This window comes from Sneathiella sp. D3-11, from assembly GCF_055809395.1.
This window is the reverse complement of record NZ_CM147911.1, coordinates 355,910-370,849: the sequence shown is the minus strand read 5'-3', so window position 1 is coordinate 370,849 and position 14,940 is coordinate 355,910. Positions and strand designations below refer to the sequence as shown.

Annotated in this window: 18 protein-coding genes, 2 tRNA genes and 1 riboswitch; of the genes, 7 read left to right on the top strand and 13 right to left on the bottom strand. The window is 51.4% G+C overall.

The features are described 5' to 3' along the window. Positions 1-2: 2 nt before the first annotated feature. From AC0L73_RS01905 to AC0L73_RS01865, 9 genes are read right to left on the bottom strand one after another with little or no spacing between them, the layout of a single operon-like run. Complete coding sequence (locus AC0L73_RS01905; protein ID WP_473654731.1) at positions 3-200, bottom strand: hypothetical protein; 198 nt, start codon at positions 198-200, stop codon at positions 3-5. After that, positions 166-1,719 (bottom strand): Na(+)/H(+) antiporter subunit D, encoded by a 1,554-nt coding sequence (locus tag AC0L73_RS01900; RefSeq protein WP_473654730.1) that lies wholly within the window; start codon positions 1,717-1,719, stop codon positions 166-168. The genes AC0L73_RS01905 and AC0L73_RS01900 overlap by 35 nt, the downstream gene beginning before the upstream one ends. Further along, positions 1,712-1,984, bottom strand: coding sequence for a hypothetical protein (locus AC0L73_RS01895; protein WP_227952310.1), 273 nt, complete (start codon positions 1,982-1,984; stop codon positions 1,712-1,714). Before AC0L73_RS01895 ends, AC0L73_RS01900 begins: the two co-directional genes overlap by 8 nt. Positions 1,985-1,995: 11 nt before the next feature. Next, positions 1,996-5,001 carry a proton-conducting transporter transmembrane domain-containing protein gene (locus AC0L73_RS01890; protein ID WP_473654729.1) on the bottom strand — a complete coding sequence of 1,002 codons (3,006 nt, stop codon included), beginning with the start codon at positions 4,999-5,001 and terminating at the stop codon, positions 1,996-1,998. A 1-nt stretch (position 5,002) separates the two neighbouring features. Next, positions 5,003-5,368 (bottom strand): cation:proton antiporter subunit C, encoded by a 366-nt coding sequence (locus AC0L73_RS01885; RefSeq protein WP_227952307.1) that lies wholly within the window; start codon positions 5,366-5,368, stop codon positions 5,003-5,005. After that, positions 5,368-6,420 (bottom strand): DUF4040 domain-containing protein, encoded by a 1,053-nt coding sequence (locus AC0L73_RS01880; RefSeq protein ID WP_415776549.1) that lies wholly within the window; start codon positions 6,418-6,420, stop codon positions 5,368-5,370. The genes AC0L73_RS01885 and AC0L73_RS01880 overlap by 1 nt, the downstream gene beginning before the upstream one ends. Positions 6,421-6,449: 29 nt before the next feature. Continuing rightward, positions 6,450-6,791, bottom strand: coding sequence for a monovalent cation/H(+) antiporter subunit G (gene mnhG, locus AC0L73_RS01875; RefSeq protein ID WP_227952306.1), 342 nt, complete (start codon positions 6,789-6,791; stop codon positions 6,450-6,452). Then, positions 6,791-7,078: an MrpF/PhaF family protein gene (locus tag AC0L73_RS01870; protein WP_415776548.1), complete on the bottom strand. Its 288-nt coding sequence runs from the start codon at positions 7,076-7,078 to the stop codon at positions 6,791-6,793. The genes mnhG and AC0L73_RS01870 overlap by 1 nt, the downstream gene beginning before the upstream one ends. Beyond that, the gene (locus AC0L73_RS01865; RefSeq protein WP_227952304.1) at positions 7,078-7,554 is read right to left on the bottom strand and encodes a Na+/H+ antiporter subunit E; all 477 of its coding nucleotides are present in this window, start codon (positions 7,552-7,554) and stop codon (positions 7,078-7,080) included. The genes AC0L73_RS01870 and AC0L73_RS01865 overlap by 1 nt, the downstream gene beginning before the upstream one ends. Before the next feature lie 300 nt (positions 7,555-7,854). On the opposite strand from AC0L73_RS01865, the gene AC0L73_RS01860 reads away from it, so the two are divergent. Further along, a complete protein-coding gene (locus AC0L73_RS01860; protein WP_227952303.1) occupies positions 7,855-8,424 on the top strand; it encodes a cold-shock protein in 570 nt (189 codons plus the stop codon). A gap of 37 nt (positions 8,425-8,461) precedes the next feature. Here AC0L73_RS01860 and AC0L73_RS01855 read toward each other — a convergent pair whose 3' ends face one another. The 3 genes from AC0L73_RS01855 to AC0L73_RS01845 form a co-directional block, all read right to left on the bottom strand. Continuing rightward, a complete protein-coding gene (locus AC0L73_RS01855) occupies positions 8,462-9,403 on the bottom strand; it encodes an ABC transporter substrate-binding protein (RefSeq protein ID WP_227952302.1) in 942 nt (313 codons plus the stop codon). An 11-nt stretch (positions 9,404-9,414) separates the two neighbouring features. Then, positions 9,415-10,197, bottom strand: coding sequence for an ABC transporter permease (locus tag AC0L73_RS01850; protein WP_227952301.1), 783 nt, complete (start codon positions 10,195-10,197; stop codon positions 9,415-9,417). A 100-nt stretch (positions 10,198-10,297) separates the two neighbouring features. Then, positions 10,298-11,002: an ABC transporter ATP-binding protein gene (locus tag AC0L73_RS01845; RefSeq protein WP_473654728.1), complete on the bottom strand. Its 705-nt coding sequence runs from the start codon at positions 11,000-11,002 to the stop codon at positions 10,298-10,300. Next, a riboswitch (TPP riboswitch) is annotated at positions 10,995-11,101 on the bottom strand. It overlaps the preceding gene by 8 nt. Positions 11,102-11,147: 46 nt before the next feature. On the opposite strand from AC0L73_RS01845, the gene AC0L73_RS01840 reads away from it, so the two are divergent. The 6 genes from AC0L73_RS01840 to AC0L73_RS01815 all read left to right on the top strand — a co-directional run bounded on the left by AC0L73_RS01840 (position 11,148) and on the right by AC0L73_RS01815 (position 13,410). Next, positions 11,148-11,612, top strand: a complete 465-nt coding sequence (locus AC0L73_RS01840) for a DUF192 domain-containing protein (protein ID WP_227952299.1) — start codon at positions 11,148-11,150, stop codon at positions 11,610-11,612. A 14-nt stretch (positions 11,613-11,626) separates the two neighbouring features. Next, positions 11,627-12,058, top strand: coding sequence for a PaaI family thioesterase (locus AC0L73_RS01835; protein ID WP_227952298.1), 432 nt, complete (start codon positions 11,627-11,629; stop codon positions 12,056-12,058). Between the two features lie 75 nt (positions 12,059-12,133). Then, positions 12,134-12,210: transfer RNA gene (locus AC0L73_RS01830), tRNA-Pro, on the top strand. A gap of 171 nt (positions 12,211-12,381) precedes the next feature. Beyond that, on the top strand, positions 12,382-12,999 hold the full coding sequence (locus AC0L73_RS01825) for a PA14 domain-containing protein (RefSeq protein ID WP_473654727.1): 618 nt from the start codon (positions 12,382-12,384) through the stop codon (positions 12,997-12,999). A 7-nt stretch (positions 13,000-13,006) separates the two neighbouring features. Further along, positions 13,007-13,309: an ETC complex I subunit gene (locus AC0L73_RS01820; protein WP_473654726.1), complete on the top strand. Its 303-nt coding sequence runs from the start codon at positions 13,007-13,009 to the stop codon at positions 13,307-13,309. Positions 13,310-13,333: 24 nt separating this feature from the next. After that, positions 13,334-13,410 (top strand) — tRNA-Arg (locus AC0L73_RS01815). 14 nt (positions 13,411-13,424) lie between these two features. Here the strand turns inward: AC0L73_RS01815 and AC0L73_RS01810 are convergent. After that, positions 13,425-14,924, bottom strand: a complete 1,500-nt coding sequence (locus AC0L73_RS01810) for a hypothetical protein (RefSeq protein WP_473654725.1) — start codon at positions 14,922-14,924, stop codon at positions 13,425-13,427. Positions 14,925-14,940 lie beyond the last annotated feature (16 nt).

The window sequence follows — 14,940 nt, the reverse complement described above, 5'->3', positions numbered from 1 at the left end:
CCCTACATCGGTAAGGGTTGCTGCAGAAAGCGATAGAAGAACACCACCACAAAACCAAGTACCGCGACGATGATCATTACCGCCGTGCTGGATGACGTCGTCCGGGCCAATACCTTGCCATCTCCATGTGTCTTTTCCGTCGTATTGATGATGCTATAGACAATGTCATTGGCAATGCCAAGAAACCAGTTCCAGATCACCAGTATCAGACGACCAATCGCAAGCGCCAGCCATTTCAGTGGAACACGATAGAACCAGTCGAAATCGAGATCTCGTAGAGCGAAGCTCGGGCGGATAAATCTTGTATCGCATCAGCAGGGCGAAGGCGAGGACTGCAAACAACAGGAGTTGTAGCGAGGTGATTACATGCCCGGCCGTGTATGGTTTATATGTTGGCTCATAGGGTAGCAGTTCATATAGCAGGCCATGAAAGACACCGATCCCGATACAGAAAAAGGCAGCAAACCCCATTGCGAACAGCATATTCATCGGGGCTTCTTTCACCCGGATGCCACTGTCATGGGCGAAGAAGGTGAAGAACGGGACCTTGATGCCGGAATGGTCCATGACGCCAGCGCTGGCGAACAGCATGATCAACCAGATCACGACCATGCCGCCGTCTGCGGCTGCGGATTGGATCATTGCCTTGGAGACAAAACCGCCCGTCAGTGGGAAGGCAGCAATCGACATGGCGCCAATAATACAAAAGACCATCGTCACCGGCATGGACTTATAAAGTCCGCCAAGTTCCGATGCCTTGATCGTTCCGGTCCGGAACAATACCGCTCCCATGCTCATGAAGAGGAGGCTCTTATACATAATATGGGCGAAGGCATGTGCCGCCGTTCCATTGATCGCAAGTTCAGTTCCGATGCCGACACCGACCACCATATACCCCAACTGGTTATTAAGGGAGTAGGCCAGTACCCTTCGAAGGTCATTTTCAAGGACGGCGAAGAAGATCGGATAGACCGTCATTGCCGCGCCGATCGGGATCAGGATATCAGTTCCCGGGAAGGCCCGCGCAAGCGTGTAGATGGCGAGCTTCGTTGTAAAGGCAGACAGGATCACGGTGCCGGTGACGGTCGCCTCCGGGTAAGCATCCTGCATCCAGTTATGCAGGAAGGGGAAAGCGCTCTTAATACCGAAGGCGAGCAGGATCAGGCCGCTCGCCAGACCTGTAAGTCCAATGTAATTGAACGCGATAGAGCCGGTTTCCTGATAATAAAGAATAATCCCGCCAAGCAGAATAACGCCGGAGGATACCTGAATAATCAAATAGCGCATGCCGGCCTTATAGGCGCGCTCCGTCCGGCTCGCCCAGATCAGGAAGACCGAGGAAATTGCGGTTAATTCCCAGAACACAAAAAGGGTGATCATGTCGCCCGCAAATACCGCCCCAATTGCGGATCCCATATAGATCAGGGCGACGAAATGCTGGATCGTGTCTTTGACATGCAGCGCATATATCATGCCCATAAAGGAGGCCAAACAGAAGACCGTGCCAAATATCCGCGCAAGCGGATCAATGCGGGTCAGCTCGATCGAAAGGCCCAAGAATTCATAATGGCCCCAAGTACCAAGACCAAGGGTATATATCTGCGTGAGCGCTAAAACCGGAAGCGTGAGCAGCAGGATAGAGCGAATAATGCCACTTGTGATCGGAACAAGCAGGGCGCCAAAAATGAGGATGAAGCCAGGATTTAGACCTTCAATCATAGTAATCCTCATCCCGCATCAAAACTTTACGGAGTTTCTTGGCAATCAAGACAAGTCCGACATAACAAACAAGTCCATAGAGGGAGTAAAACTCGAAGATATTTTCGAACTCAAACTCGACATGTTTGTGATAGAGAATATTGAATAGTGAAAGGATGTCAGGCACGGACACTAACGCACAAAGAACAAGAATGGTGTAAAACACCTTGTCGATATTCTTTGGATCATCCAGCCAATATTTTTTTTCATCATCCGGTTTTGACATTTTTTCCATCCCTATGGCGTCAAAATGGGTTCGATCAGCCTGACGATCGGATCCGCGAGGAAGAAGAGGATTACGCAGGCCAAAGCGGTCAGGACGGGCGGCAGAACACAGAAAAGCGGCGCCTCCTGTATATTTCGCCAGGAGAAGTCAGATTTCTCATATCCAACGGGTACGGGTTCGTCGCTCTGTCCGAGCGGCGGATAAAAGAAGCCGCGCGCGACAATCGGCAACAGATAGGCGATGTTGAGAAGCGAGCTGACTAGCAGCACAATCATCAGGTAAATCTCGTCCGCCTCCACTGCGCCAAGCATGAGGTAGAACTTGCTCCAACTTCCGCCCAAAGGCGGCAAGCCGATAATGCTCAGCGAGCCGATCAGGAAGGCGATAAAGGTGACTGGCATTTGACGGCCAAGGCCCCGCATGTCACTGATCTCTGTTTTATGCACAGCGGTATAGATCGCACCTGCGCAAAAGAAGAGAGTGATCTTGCCAAAGGCATGCATGACGATCTGGAGTGCGCCACCGGCCACCGCCATCGACGTTGCCATGGATGCGCCAAGCACCACATAGGCGAGTTGGCTGATCGTGGAATAGGCAAGCCGGGCTTTCAGGTTATCCTTGGTGAGTGCCACAACCGACGCTGCAATCAGGGTATAAGCGGCGACCCATGTGAGCCATTCCGCCGCACCGGTCTCACCCAGAAAATCAATCCCGAAGATATAGATCACGACTTTCAATACCGAGAATACACCGGCCTTAACAACGGCCACCGCATGGAGGAGTGCGCTGACCGGCGTAGGCGCGACCATTGCAGCCGGAAGCCAGCGATGGATCGGCATCAGGGCTGCCTTGCCGATGCCATACATAAAGAGGAAGAGAAGCACGCCAGTCACTCCGGCGCTGGCATGTCCGTCAAGAATGCCGCCCTTCACGAAGTCGACGGTTCCCGTAAGGGTCCATGTCCAGATGATCGCGGGCAGGAACAACCCGATGGAGGTGCCGATCAGGATGCCGAGATAGATCCGGCCGCCTTTCAGGGCATCGGCGTTCTTCTTGTGCGTGACCAGCGGATAGGTCGAGAGCGTCAGGACCTCGTAAAAAACAAATAGCGTCAGCAGATTTCCGGAAAAGGCGACGCCCATGGTTGCGGCGATTGCAATTGCGAAACAAATATAAAATCCGGTCTGGCGCGGCTCGTTATTCCCGCGCATATAGCCGATGGAATAGATCGAATTGATAATCCAGAGCGAGGACGCCACAGCCGCGAAGGTCATGCCGAGAGGTTCGACTTTCAACATCAGCGCAATATCGGGCAGCAATTCAACCAGCAGAACAACCGGTTCCACTCCATTCATGATGCTGGGCAGAATGCTGAAGACATTCAGGCAAAGCAGAACTGATGTGACCAGCGTAACCGTCTCACGAATATTCGGGACGGAGGAGGTGATCGCAATCCCGAGCGCGCCGACAAGCGGAATGATCAGGGAGAGAGCGACATGTGTTTCAAGGGCAAACATGATCTTACGCCCCCCCATCAGAAATGCGGCTGCCGCTTTGGCAATGCCGACGTTAAAGCTGGTTTCAATACCGAAATAGAAGCTGCCGAGGATAAAGAGCCATGTTGGCACCAGCAGGGAAATCGGCGCCTCCTCTTTCACGGTGCCCTCTGGCATATCACGGAAATAGGCGACCTCCACCACCCGCCAGATATAAATTACGGCAAGCAGGCTGGATACCATCAAAAGAGCGACAAGGCCGTATCCGATAACGGAGCCTTTTTCGAGAGCGGCCACCACCAGATACCATTTACTGATAAAGCCGGGGGTGAGCGGCACGCCAATCAGGCCAAGGCCACCCAGCACAAAACCGAATGTAGTGATCGGCATCCGACGCCCAATCCCTTCAAGGTCTTTCAAATAGGTGGAGCCGACGACAAAGAACATGCAACCAACCGAGAGGAACAGGCCCGTCTTGACAATGGCATGATTGAAAATATGGACAATTGAAGCCGTCAGGCCGGTTTCGTTGGCAAGCGCTATGCCGAGTATAATATAGCCGAGCTGGGCGACACTGGAATAGGCGAGGAGCCGTTTGATGTTCGTCTGGTAAATCGCGACGGCGGACATGGTGAGAAACCCCAGTACCGCGAACGGGAGCAGGATATCCATAAGCTCCAGCCCCTGGAAACTGTAATTCACACCGAATACGGTGAAAATATAGCGGATCAGCAAATAGACGGAGACTTTGGTCGCGGTTCCGGCGAAAAAGGCGGTTATAATGCTGGGGGCGTAGGTGTAGCCGTTCGGCAACCAGATATGAAATGGGAAGAGCGCCAGCTTGATGGCGAGTCCGATGACGATAAAGCCGGCCGCCGCAAGAATGGGGCGGGTGCCTTCAATTTCCGGAAACCGCGCGGCGATATCCGCAATATTAAGTGTGCCCGTCATCATATAGATAAGGCCGACGCCAATCAGATAGAAGGTCGCGCCAACCGTACCGATGATCAGGTATTGAAACGCGGCGGTGAGGGCGCGGCGATCCGTCCGCTCTCCCATCGCGATAAGTGCGTAGGAGGAGAGGGACATAATCTCCAGAAAGACGAAGACATTGAAGGCGTCGCCTGTGATACAGATGCCGAGCATACCGGTCAGCGCCAGCAAATAGGCCGCAAAAAAGAGGCCAAGCTGTGACGTCGGAACTTCCTTGGTGACGCTTTCGCGGGCGAAGAGCAGCACGCCTGTGCTGACCCCGCTGATCAATACCAGCATAAAGCCACTTAAAAGATCGACGACATATTCAATCCCCCAAGGCGGAGCCCATCCGCCGAGCTCATAGGAGATCGGACCGGAGGATGCAACGGTCAGGAGAAGCTGCAGGCTGATATAAAATGCATAGGCGCTGGCAATCGTCGTTACGGCCCAAGGGGCGGTTTTTCCGCGAAGGAGCGCGCAAATTGGCGCGGTCAAAAGGGGCGCGATTGCAACCAGAATAGGGAACTGGGAACTCAATGACAGCATGTCAGGCGCCATCCTTCATCTCGAGAATTTCTTCTTCGTCAATGGTGCCAAAGGATTCCCTTATCCGCACGACCAGGGAGAGGCCAAGCGCCGTCGTCGCGATACCAACGACAATTGCCGTCAGGATGAGCACATGGGGAAGCGGGTTCGAATATATGGGGGCCGCCGTGTCAAGTGGACCGTCAACAACGATAGGTGCCGTGCCACCAGAAATTTTGCCCATGCTGATGTAAAAGAGAAAGACGGAAATCTGAAACAACGAAAGTCCAATCATTTTCTTGACGAGATTGGAGCGGCTCATAACCGTGTACAGGCCGATCATCAGCAGGATGATGAAAACCCAGTAATTGAAAAACCCAAAGGACATCAGTTTTCCTCCTGCTCTGCCTTGGCGGCAATTAGATCCGCGCGGCCGACAAAGGCATAGAAAATTGCCAGCATGGCCGCCGTCACCGTGATGCCGACGCCGAGTTCGACCAACAGAATGCCGAGATGCTGGCCTGCGACCGGATCACTCGCGAGGACATTGTAGTCGAGAAAATTTCCACCGAGCATCATGCTGACAACGCCGACACCACCATAAAGAAGTACGCCTGCCGAAATCAGAAAGAGGATTGCCCTTTCACTTACCACGGAGCGGGCATAGTCGAGGCTGAAAACAAGAGCATAGAGAATTATGCCCGCCGCAAAAATCACACCCGCCTGGAACCCGCCGCCGGGTCCGTAGTCGCCATGAAACTGCACATAGAGAGCAAAAACAAAAATAAACGGTATCAGCAGCTTCGCGATTACATGGGGGATGAGGTCATGCTGACTGCCCAGCCCGGTTAAACTACCGCTTCGGCCAGTCTTGCCCTCATCAAGCGGCACGTCAGTTTCATCGTCTTCATTCTTGCGTCGACGCCGCTGACGCAGGATCAAGAGAACGCCGATCCCGGCGGCAAAAATAACAGTAGTCTCCCCGAAGGTATCATAGCCGCGATAACTGGCGAGAACCGATGTCACCATATTGGGTACGCCAATTTCCGTCGGGCTGTCATTAATATAGCGAGGGGCGACATGGGTATGGACCGGATTATTCGCTTCACCGAAACGCGGCATTTCATAGGTCGCGTAGTAAAGAACGGCGCCAACGGCAAGACAAATGACCAAGGGGCCCGCAGCAAATTTCGGCTGGTCTTTTTCCTGGGAGCCAACAAGGGCCAGAGTGCCGATATATAGCACGGTGCTGATACCGGCGCCGACGGCCGCCTCTGTAAAGGCAACATCCACTGCATCAAGGCTGATGAAGATCAACGCCATGATGAAGCTGACGATCCCGAGCAACATGGTAGCGACAAACAGATTGCGGACAAACAGGACCGACATGGTCCCGGCAATCAGTAACAGCATCAGAAAAATATCTACAAAGGCAGCTATGGTCCTGTCCCCTCTCGCTCAGTAATTAATTACGCGTCATCTTTTTCTTTTTGTTCGCTCTGTCCGAAACCATCAAGTTTTGGCTTTAATCCCGCAACAAAGCTTCCCTGCGCTAAGGCGTAGGAGGCGGTTGGGCTAGTAAAAAATACGAATACGATCACTAGCAGAAGTTTGACAGAGACAAGTGAAAAGCCACTTTGAAAGGACAGCCCGACAAATATCAGGAATGTAGCCAGCGTATCGGCCATGCCGCCCGCGTGGATGCGGGTATAAAGATCAGGTAGGCGTAGCAGCCCAAACCCGGTAATCAGCAGCAGCAGGCTGCCGGCCAGCAATAGCACCCATGTGCCAATATCGAGAATGAGGTCCATCAGGAGTTATCCGCCGGTTTAGAAAGGGTTCCGCGCAACGTCCCAAATTTGAAATATTTCAGAACAGCGAGCGTCCCGATAAAATTAACGAGGGCGTAAACCAGTGCAAGATCAAGAAAATCAGGACGCCCTGCAAGAAAACCCATCACGCCGATCAATAACACTGTCTTTGTGCCGATGGCATTAGCGGCCAGGATGCGGTCGTAGGATGTCGGTCCGAGAATGGCTCGGGTGAGGGCAAGCGCGATGCTGACCAGGATGGCGATGGCGGTAATGGCGTAAATCATCATGTTTCCTTCATTACCTTGGTAACCCGTTGATCCATGTCGCCATTTTTTACACCATCGGCGGAGCCTTCCGTCAAGGCATGGACCATCACCTGATCATCATCCAGATCGACGGTTACCGTTCCCGGTGTCAAGGTGATGGAATTGGCATATATCACGCGACCAAGATCAGATTTCTGACTGGCGGTAACCGTGAACATGCTGGGCCGCAGATACCGGCTTGGGAACAGGACACATTTGGCAACATCTATGTTTGCCTTGAAGATCTCAACAACCAGCCATCCCCAATAAGAAATGATGCGGGGCCCCAGATAGATCGGGTGGCTTTCATGGTCAATTACATCCATGCGATAGGCAATCAGCGCAGATAGCAAGCAGGAGGCAATACCAAAGCCCGTAATTAGTGGCGTGTAATGCCCTGACAACAGAAGCCAGACAGCCATAAGCACAAGAAACAAACTAATGGTTTTTAACAATGTCCTGCATTCCCTGTCGTATTGTCGGCACTGGTTAAAACTCTTGGGAGTTAAACTCCTGGATGGTCGATGGCTTGCCCCCGTATATGCCACGGGATTTCTATGTCCGCAAGTATCAACGAAGGAGAAAGCACTCGATAGACTTCACAGCGATTTACCTGCGAATTCTGCGTTCTTATTCATCAATAGTATAGCGGCAAAGACTTTACTAATTCGAATATTGAAAGTTTCCTTAAAATTGTGTTAAACTGTTGTTCTGGCGAGACGTCACCATGCGTCTGTCAAGTTCGGGAGTAATATATGACAGCCAAAATTGAACAATTGCGGAGTAAGCAGGAAGACAGCAAAACGAACGAATCCCCGGAAGCCAACTTTGAAATGACAGGACGTGTTAAATGGTTCAACACGGTCAAGGGTTTTGGTTTTCTAACGCCGAATAACGAACCGGGGGATATCTTTCTGCATCTTTCTTGTTTACGCGAAGCAGGTCATGAATATGTGGCGGAAGGTGTGAGCGTAACCTGTGTTGTTGTGCGTCGGTCCAAGGGCCTGCAGGCAATCAAGGTTCTTGATATTGACACATCGACGGCTGTTCCTTTTGAGCCACGGGTGCCTGAAAAGAACAATGTGACCAATCACCCCGCCGTGCAGCCTGAGGGGGATTTCGTCGAAGTGGAAGTCAAGTGGTTTGATCCGGTCAAGGGATACGGTTTCTTGACGCGCGGTGATGATACCCAGGACATTTTTGTGCATATGGAAACTTTGCGCCGTGAAGGGGCTTTGCCGGTACAAGCGGGACAGAAGATGAGTGTCCGGATCGGTGATAGCTCCAAGGGACCACAAGTCGCGGAGATTGAACGTCCGGAATAACCATTCCGGACGATACTTTTCTTTCTCGGTGTTCCCCCTAGTTGAGGACGGCAGCGTAGCTGTTTGCGTCTTTTGCTTCGTCGATCAGTCCTTGCGCCTTCATGAAGGCGGCAAATCTGTCGTATCTGCCGACATCAAGAGCCGCCGGGCGCAATGCAAAGCGCGGTAGCGTGTCGGCCCATGCACGGCGGTTTAGTTCATCATCCAATTCCTTGTGGTTCTTGATAAACAGCTCCCAGCTGTCATCCGGATGATTGACGAGGTATTGTACAGCCTCTTCCAGCGCATCAACAAAGGGCTTGAAACGCGGATCATCAAGCTTGTCTGCATTTGCAATCACGATTAGCTCGTCATAGGACGGAACACCTTCTTCCTCAGGGTAGAACGCGCGGCCAGGATGACCCTCGATATCCATCTGGTTAAGCTCAAAATTCCGGAAGGCACCGATCACTGCGTCGACCTGACCAGAGAGAATACTGGGCGAAAGCGAGAAATTGACGTTGATCAATGTTACATCATCTGCAGTCAGATTGTGGGGCGCTAGCATGGTGGTTAGCAATGCTGTTTCAAATCCGCCGACTGAATAGCCAATTTTCTTGCCTTTCAGATCCGCGAGCGTTTTGATTGGCCCATCTTTCAGCACGACAAGGCTGTTGAGCGGAGTGGCGACGATCGTTGCGATCCGTTTTATTGGCAACCCATTCGTCACCTGCATATGAAGCTGAGGCTGATAGGAAATGGCGAGATCTGCCTTTCCGGCGGCAACCAGTTTCGGCGGCGCGCTCGGGTCGGCGGGTGCTATCAGTTCCACATTCAGCCCATGCTTTTTAAAAAAGCCCTTTTCCTCGGCAATGATCAGAGTGGCGTGATCCGGGTTCACAAACCAGTCCAGCAGGACCGTCAGCTTTTCTGCGGCCTGTGCCGTCGTTCCCTGTATCATCAGGGCGCAAAGGAGGGGCAATAAAATCCGTTTTTTCATCTATATCTCCATTATTGGATTTTTGTATCGTTTGGGGTTGATAACCAAGGCAACGCACGAAGCAGCAGGGCATCGATCAGGTAGTATAGAAGGAGCGCCATGGTGGTCAGGACCAGCAGGCTCGCGAACATGATATCTGTTTGAACCCGGGCATTGGCGTGCAGCATCAAATAGCCAAGCCCGGATGAGGCGCCGACCCATTCTCCGACAACTGCGCCAATCGGCGCGATCGCTGCGGCAACCCGAATGCCAGAGGCAAGGGAGGGGAGCGCGAAAGGTATTTTGATGTGAATGTACAGATTGATGAGCTTGCGAAGGCGTCCGCTCTTGCTGGATTGCTGCAACAGACCAGCGAGATTGAGCCACGCCGGATCTGTCCGGTTTAAGCCATCGAGAAAACCGACTGTGACAGGAAAATAGATGATTAATAGGCTCATCACAATCTTTGGTGCCATACCATAGCCGAGCCAGAGTACCAAGAGTGGCGCTATAGCAAAGACAGGAATGGCCTGACTGGCGATCAGTAGGGGAAAGACCCATTGCTTGACTGGTCGATAGGCGGAAATCAGTAGGGCGGAAATAGTTCCGAACAGCACCCCGAGAACCAGTCCGAGAACGATCTCTATCGCTGTGGTCAAAGCATTCTCGCCAATGAGGCCGGCATTTGTCACAAGTGCCTTACCGACCACCAGCGGGGATGGGAGCATAAATCTCGGTAGTTCCAGCAAGCTGGTGAGTAACCCCCAAAACAGGATGAGCCCGGTAATCGTAATCAGGGCACGCAGCGTCTTCATAGCGTTTCCTCAGCCTCGCCAGCGAGGCGCGTCATGATAGCGGAATAATGCTGGGTGAAGGCGCCATCCGACGGATCGCGCGGAATGGCTTTCTCTGGTTTTATAGCGTCCGACAGGCGAGGGGGTGGCCGGCCAGAACATAGATAATATCCCCAAGACGTAACGCTTCCATCGGGTCATGCGTGATTAACAGCGCCGTCTTATCGGCGAGTAATTGCGCAGCCATATCCTGCAGGCGGAATTTTGTGATGGCGTCGAGTGCGGAAAATGGCTCATCCATCAAAAGCACCGGACTCCCTTCCATCAATGTCCGGGCAAGCGCGACGCGCTGACGCATCCCGCCGGAGAGGGTGCTGGGGCGGTTGTACCGCCATTTTTCCAGGCCGACCTGTTGGATGAGAGTTTCGGCGCGCATCCTGTCCGGTCTTTCACCGCGTAACCGGCCGCCGATCAGAAGATTGTCAATAACGGTCGCCCAAGGTAGCAACAGGTCTTTCTGATCCATATAAGAAAGTCGCCCCGTCAGGCTTTCGCCATCACTTGCGGTAATGCGGCTATGCCCGGGAAGGGGAATGAAACCTGCCAGAATTTTGAGAATACTGCTTTTGCCAACACCACTCGGTCCCAGCAAACAGGTGATTTTTCCGGGATCGAGTTCAAGTTCGAGATCGCTCAGGATCGTATCACCATCAAAGGCCAGCTTGTCCAGAGAGAGATGTACGCCAATGCCGATATTGCCTTGATCGGGCACGGTATCGGGCATAGATTCCGTTAAACCGGAATAGGGTGGATCTTGAGATTCCATTGATAACTCGTTCCTACGCAGGTATTAGCCTGATCAGGTAATCGGGGTCGTCCCATTCAATGGAACCTCTCAGCCATAATGGCTCCCCCGAGGAGGCATCACTATAGTGAATTCTCGTTTGTTGGCAAAGGATTATTCTAGATTTATGATAGATGCTGCGAAAAAGTATATTGTCTTGCTGTTTAGTCTGGCACTGATGTTTTCGACTCTCGCACCTATTCTCACGGCACGGGCGGAACGCCTTGTCGTGAAAACAGCACATGAAGAAATTGTGCTGGATGTAGAGGTCGCTGATGACGGCGCCGAACGTAGCAAGGGGCTGATGCATGTGACGTATCTGCCAACAAATACAGGGATGCTTTTTGATTTTGAAATGTCCCGCCCGATTACCATGTGGATGAAGAATACGGAAATCCCGCTCGACATGTTCTTTGTGGATGCGACCGGGAAAATTCTCTACATTAAGCATGAGGCTGAACCTCATTCGCTTGAGATCATCGCGCATGACAAACCCGCTCGGGCGGTGTTGGAAGTAAACGGTGGGTTCGCGCGAAAGAAGTCTATTATGGTGGGGGATATGCTTTCCCACCCCCTTTTTGAAAAAGAGTAACTGCCGGAATAACAATGAATAAACAAGCTACCGGAACCCTTCCTGTTCCCGAAGGATTTGAAATCGTCCAAGGAAAAGGCCCTTTTACAGATGCGAATGGTCCGTTTTTTGGAAAAATTGTCAGCAAGGATAAAGTGATACGGGCTTTCCGTGTAGAGGAGAAGCATCTGAACAGCATCAAGATTATCCATGGGGGCATGTTGATGACGTTCGCCGATTCTGCGCTGGCGGCTGCGGTCAGGCATGTAAGTGGCCGATCCAGCGTTACCATCAAGATGAATTCCGAATTTCTCTCGCCGGCACGCGAAGGGGATTGGGTGGAATCCGATGTAGAAGTGATCCGGAGCACGCGCACCGTCGCCTTTGTGCGCGGAGATTTGAAAGTCGGCAACAAGGTAATTTTTAAGGCAGACGCGATATTTCACTATGTCCGTGCAGGCCGATAAAGATTTATTGGCTTTTGCTGTGAATTCCGGCTTGCAGGTCGGGCTCTGATAGTATAGATCATCACATTCACCGAACGGGGCGTAGCACAGCCTGGTAGTGCGCTCGCTTTGGGAGCGAGAGGTCGCAAGTTCGAATCTTGCCGCCCCGACCAAAAAGAAAGCCTTGCAATTCAATGGATTGCAGGGCTTTTTTTATTAAATATTTTGATATTAATTCTGACAGTTTATTGAAATTTTCCTTCTCTTTGCGCTTTAGATTGCTGTCTGCTGAATTTTCACTAAAATGTGATTATATATTGTGGTCAGGAGGAGGCGCCAAGTTGATGAAGAAATTAAACGAAAATGGGAATTTCAGGTTCGGGATGCGATGGATGGTTCTGTTGCTCGGGCTTGTGATGCTGCCCGTTTTGGCCAATGCGGAAACATTTAAGGATCTCAAGCCTGTTTCGCCTCAGCCGGACCCCGCAAATCTGAAGCCCGGTCTTGCGGTCACCTATTATGGGGTCAAGGTCAACAGTATTGGCGAGCTTGAAGAGAATATGGGTTATATGGATGGTAAGCCGGGAACTCCTCTTCCTATGCTGAATTATCAGGTGGGACAGGGTAATGTGCTCACATCCAACAGCAACGATATGGTCGGCGCGATCATCAAGGGGTTTATCAAGATGGAGAAACCCGGCCGCTATGTTTTTATGGTGCATTCCAACGATGGAGTCTGGGTTGCCATAGGCGACAAGCTGATTTATGAAGACCCGGATGTGCATGCCGATCGCTTCTCAGATGAAATAATTGTTGAGATTTCTGAACCGGGCTGGTATCCGATCCACATCAAATATTTCGAAAAGAAAAACACCGCGACATTGGAGTTGTACTGGGAAGCTCCCGGCTATGGCGAAATGGATTTCGTTCCGGCCGAAGTATTCAGTCATATTGGAGAGTAGGCGCGCAATGGCAGCGAAGGCGAGAATATATCAACCGGCGAAAAACGCCATGCAGTCCGGCCGTAAGGGCACGAAGCATTGGCGCCTTGAATATGCGCCGGCCGAGGCTAGATATGTTGAGCCACTTATGGGCTGGACAGGGTCGCGCGATATGAATGCGGAAGTGACGATCGACTTTGACGACAAGGAAAGTGCAATCGCTTTTTGTAAAAGCAATAATATCGACTTTACGGTTTTTGAGCCCAAAAAACGACAGCTCCATTTGAAGGCGTATGCCGATAACTTCTCCTATACACGGGTTCGCGGATAAGCGCGGTTACCGAGACGAGATAACGGCCCCGTAGCTCAGCTGGATAGAGCAATTGACTTCTAATCAATAGGTCGCACGTTCGAATCGTGCCGGGGTCGCCAATTATTTCAATGGCTTACCGTTCATTCGGTGAGCCATTTTTTGTTTTGGTTGATTTAGTCCGCATATAAATACCCAATCCAGCCAACACAAGAAGTGATGTGAGGAACAGCATAACCAATGCATCGCGTCCGGGTCTGCCAGAGACAGGGACCAGGAAGTCCCATTTATGGGCCCAGGAAAAGACATATCGTTCAAAGAGATCTGGTGATGTCATGCGATCAACGAGGATGCCGGATATAGGGTCGATATAAAGAATATCGGATGGAGCGTCGGCGAAGATGATTTTCCAAACTGGTAAACGTTTGTTCCGAAAATCGTACTCCGGCCCGAAACGGGTGATGAGTGAGGCACTAGCTGAGGTTTGGATATCTTTTTTCAGAAGTTTCCGCGCGTAGTGAATAGACATATTACGGTCGGTAAGCGGTGCCTCCGTTTGATTGTTGAGCGCGATGTAGAGGGCGGATTTTTCAACAGGCATACCATCAAATTTCTGGCGTCGGGTAATCACCTTATCTACCTGCGCCGGAGGAATGCCCAATCGATAGAAATAGCCGCCGCCAGCTCCCTCAATAAGGCTCATCGCATTAAAGGAAATATCCTGGTAGGGCGCGAGCCAGTTCGATTTTTCATTGAAATGAGCCTGGGCAAGATCAAGGTTTCTCTGGAGTCGCTGGTCGTCAATATTGCCTTCGAAAGATGACCAGAAAAGATGCAGGCTGCCACTCAGGCAGGAGGCGAGCAGGGGAAGCAAGATTGCATAGGCTATATACCGGTGAAACCTACGGGATTTCTGTGGGATTTTTCGGCGTTTTAAAAGAAACACCAATCCCGTGCCACTAATCACAAGGCCAAGTATTGAAAGCAGCATTATACCCATGGCGATAAGACGCAATGTCTCGACATTTTCAAGCCAGTTCCATGTGTGCAGAAGTTGAAAGCCCGACTGGAGTGCCGATTTCCAGTTGTTGGTTATACTACCCATGGCCCCGGTTTCGGTATGGACAAACAAGGCTTTGTTGTCCGGGGTATCGAACTCGATTTTATAGACTGGTAACAGGCGGTTGACCGAGGGGTAATCGGTGTTGAATTCAGTCTGGAGAGTAATATTAGTTATCGTCGTATCTGACAGGCCGGAATAGTACCGGGCCAGCCAGATCGCCTGTGTTTGATCATAGTCAGGCAGCTCTGTTTTCGTTACCGGGTTAAAATATCGCTTTGGTCCGGATATTTCAGCCGAGACCTGCAGGAGAGGGCCTGGTTCTCCCTGTACAATCTTGACGATTGCAGCGTTATCGATCTTGTTTTGGCTAAGGATTATGGGGATGGATTCAACCACGGAGCTCTTTATTTTGACCTGTGGCGGGAAAAAGGATGCGGCCCTCGGGCCTGTCCAGATCATTAGAGGATGCATAAAGGCCGAGACTACAAACAGGAGAAGGGCTATAACGCCAACCCATGTCAGAAGGCGGTGCAGGGACAGGTTCTTTTTCGCGAGTAAATTTCGAAATTTCATTTTGATAAAACGACCG

Bases quoted from the DNA above. Each gene is read 5' to 3' on its own strand.
- AC0L73_RS01870 (WP_415776548.1), bottom strand. From the start codon at position 7,078: ATGATTTACGCCATTACCGCCATCGCCATCCTGGTCAGCATCGCGCTT.
- mnhG (WP_227952306.1), bottom strand. From the start codon at position 6,791: ATGGACCTCATTCTCGATATTGGCACATGGGTGCTATTGCTGGCCGGC.
- AC0L73_RS01835 (WP_227952298.1), top strand. From the start codon at position 11,627: ATGAATAAACAAGCTACCGGAACCCTTCCTGTTCCCGAAGGATTTGAA.
- AC0L73_RS01820 (WP_473654726.1), top strand. From the start codon at position 13,007: ATGGCAGCGAAGGCGAGAATATATCAACCGGCGAAAAACGCCATGCAG.
- AC0L73_RS01840 (WP_227952299.1), top strand. From the start codon at position 11,148: ATGATAGATGCTGCGAAAAAGTATATTGTCTTGCTGTTTAGTCTGGCA.
- AC0L73_RS01885 (WP_227952307.1), bottom strand. From the start codon at position 5,368: ATGTCCTTTGGGTTTTTCAATTACTGGGTTTTCATCATCCTGCTGATG.
- AC0L73_RS01855 (WP_227952302.1), bottom strand. From the start codon at position 9,403: ATGAAAAAACGGATTTTATTGCCCCTCCTTTGCGCCCTGATGATACAG.
- AC0L73_RS01895 (WP_227952310.1), bottom strand. From the start codon at position 1,984: ATGTCAAAACCGGATGATGAAAAAAAATATTGGCTGGATGATCCAAAG.
- AC0L73_RS01845 (WP_473654728.1), bottom strand. From the start codon at position 11,002: ATGGAATCTCAAGATCCACCCTATTCCGGTTTAACGGAATCTATGCCC.
- AC0L73_RS01890 (WP_473654729.1), bottom strand. From the start codon at position 5,001: ATGCTGTCATTGAGTTCCCAGTTCCCTATTCTGGTTGCAATCGCGCCC.
- AC0L73_RS01810 (WP_473654725.1), bottom strand. From the start codon at position 14,924: ATGAAATTTCGAAATTTACTCGCGAAAAAGAACCTGTCCCTGCACCGC.
- AC0L73_RS01900 (WP_473654730.1), bottom strand. From the start codon at position 1,719: ATGATTGAAGGTCTAAATCCTGGCTTCATCCTCATTTTTGGCGCCCTG.
- AC0L73_RS01850 (WP_227952301.1), bottom strand. From the start codon at position 10,197: ATGAAGACGCTGCGTGCCCTGATTACGATTACCGGGCTCATCCTGTTT.
- AC0L73_RS01825 (WP_473654727.1), top strand. From the start codon at position 12,382: ATGAAGAAATTAAACGAAAATGGGAATTTCAGGTTCGGGATGCGATGG.
- AC0L73_RS01860 (WP_227952303.1), top strand. From the start codon at position 7,855: ATGACAGCCAAAATTGAACAATTGCGGAGTAAGCAGGAAGACAGCAAA.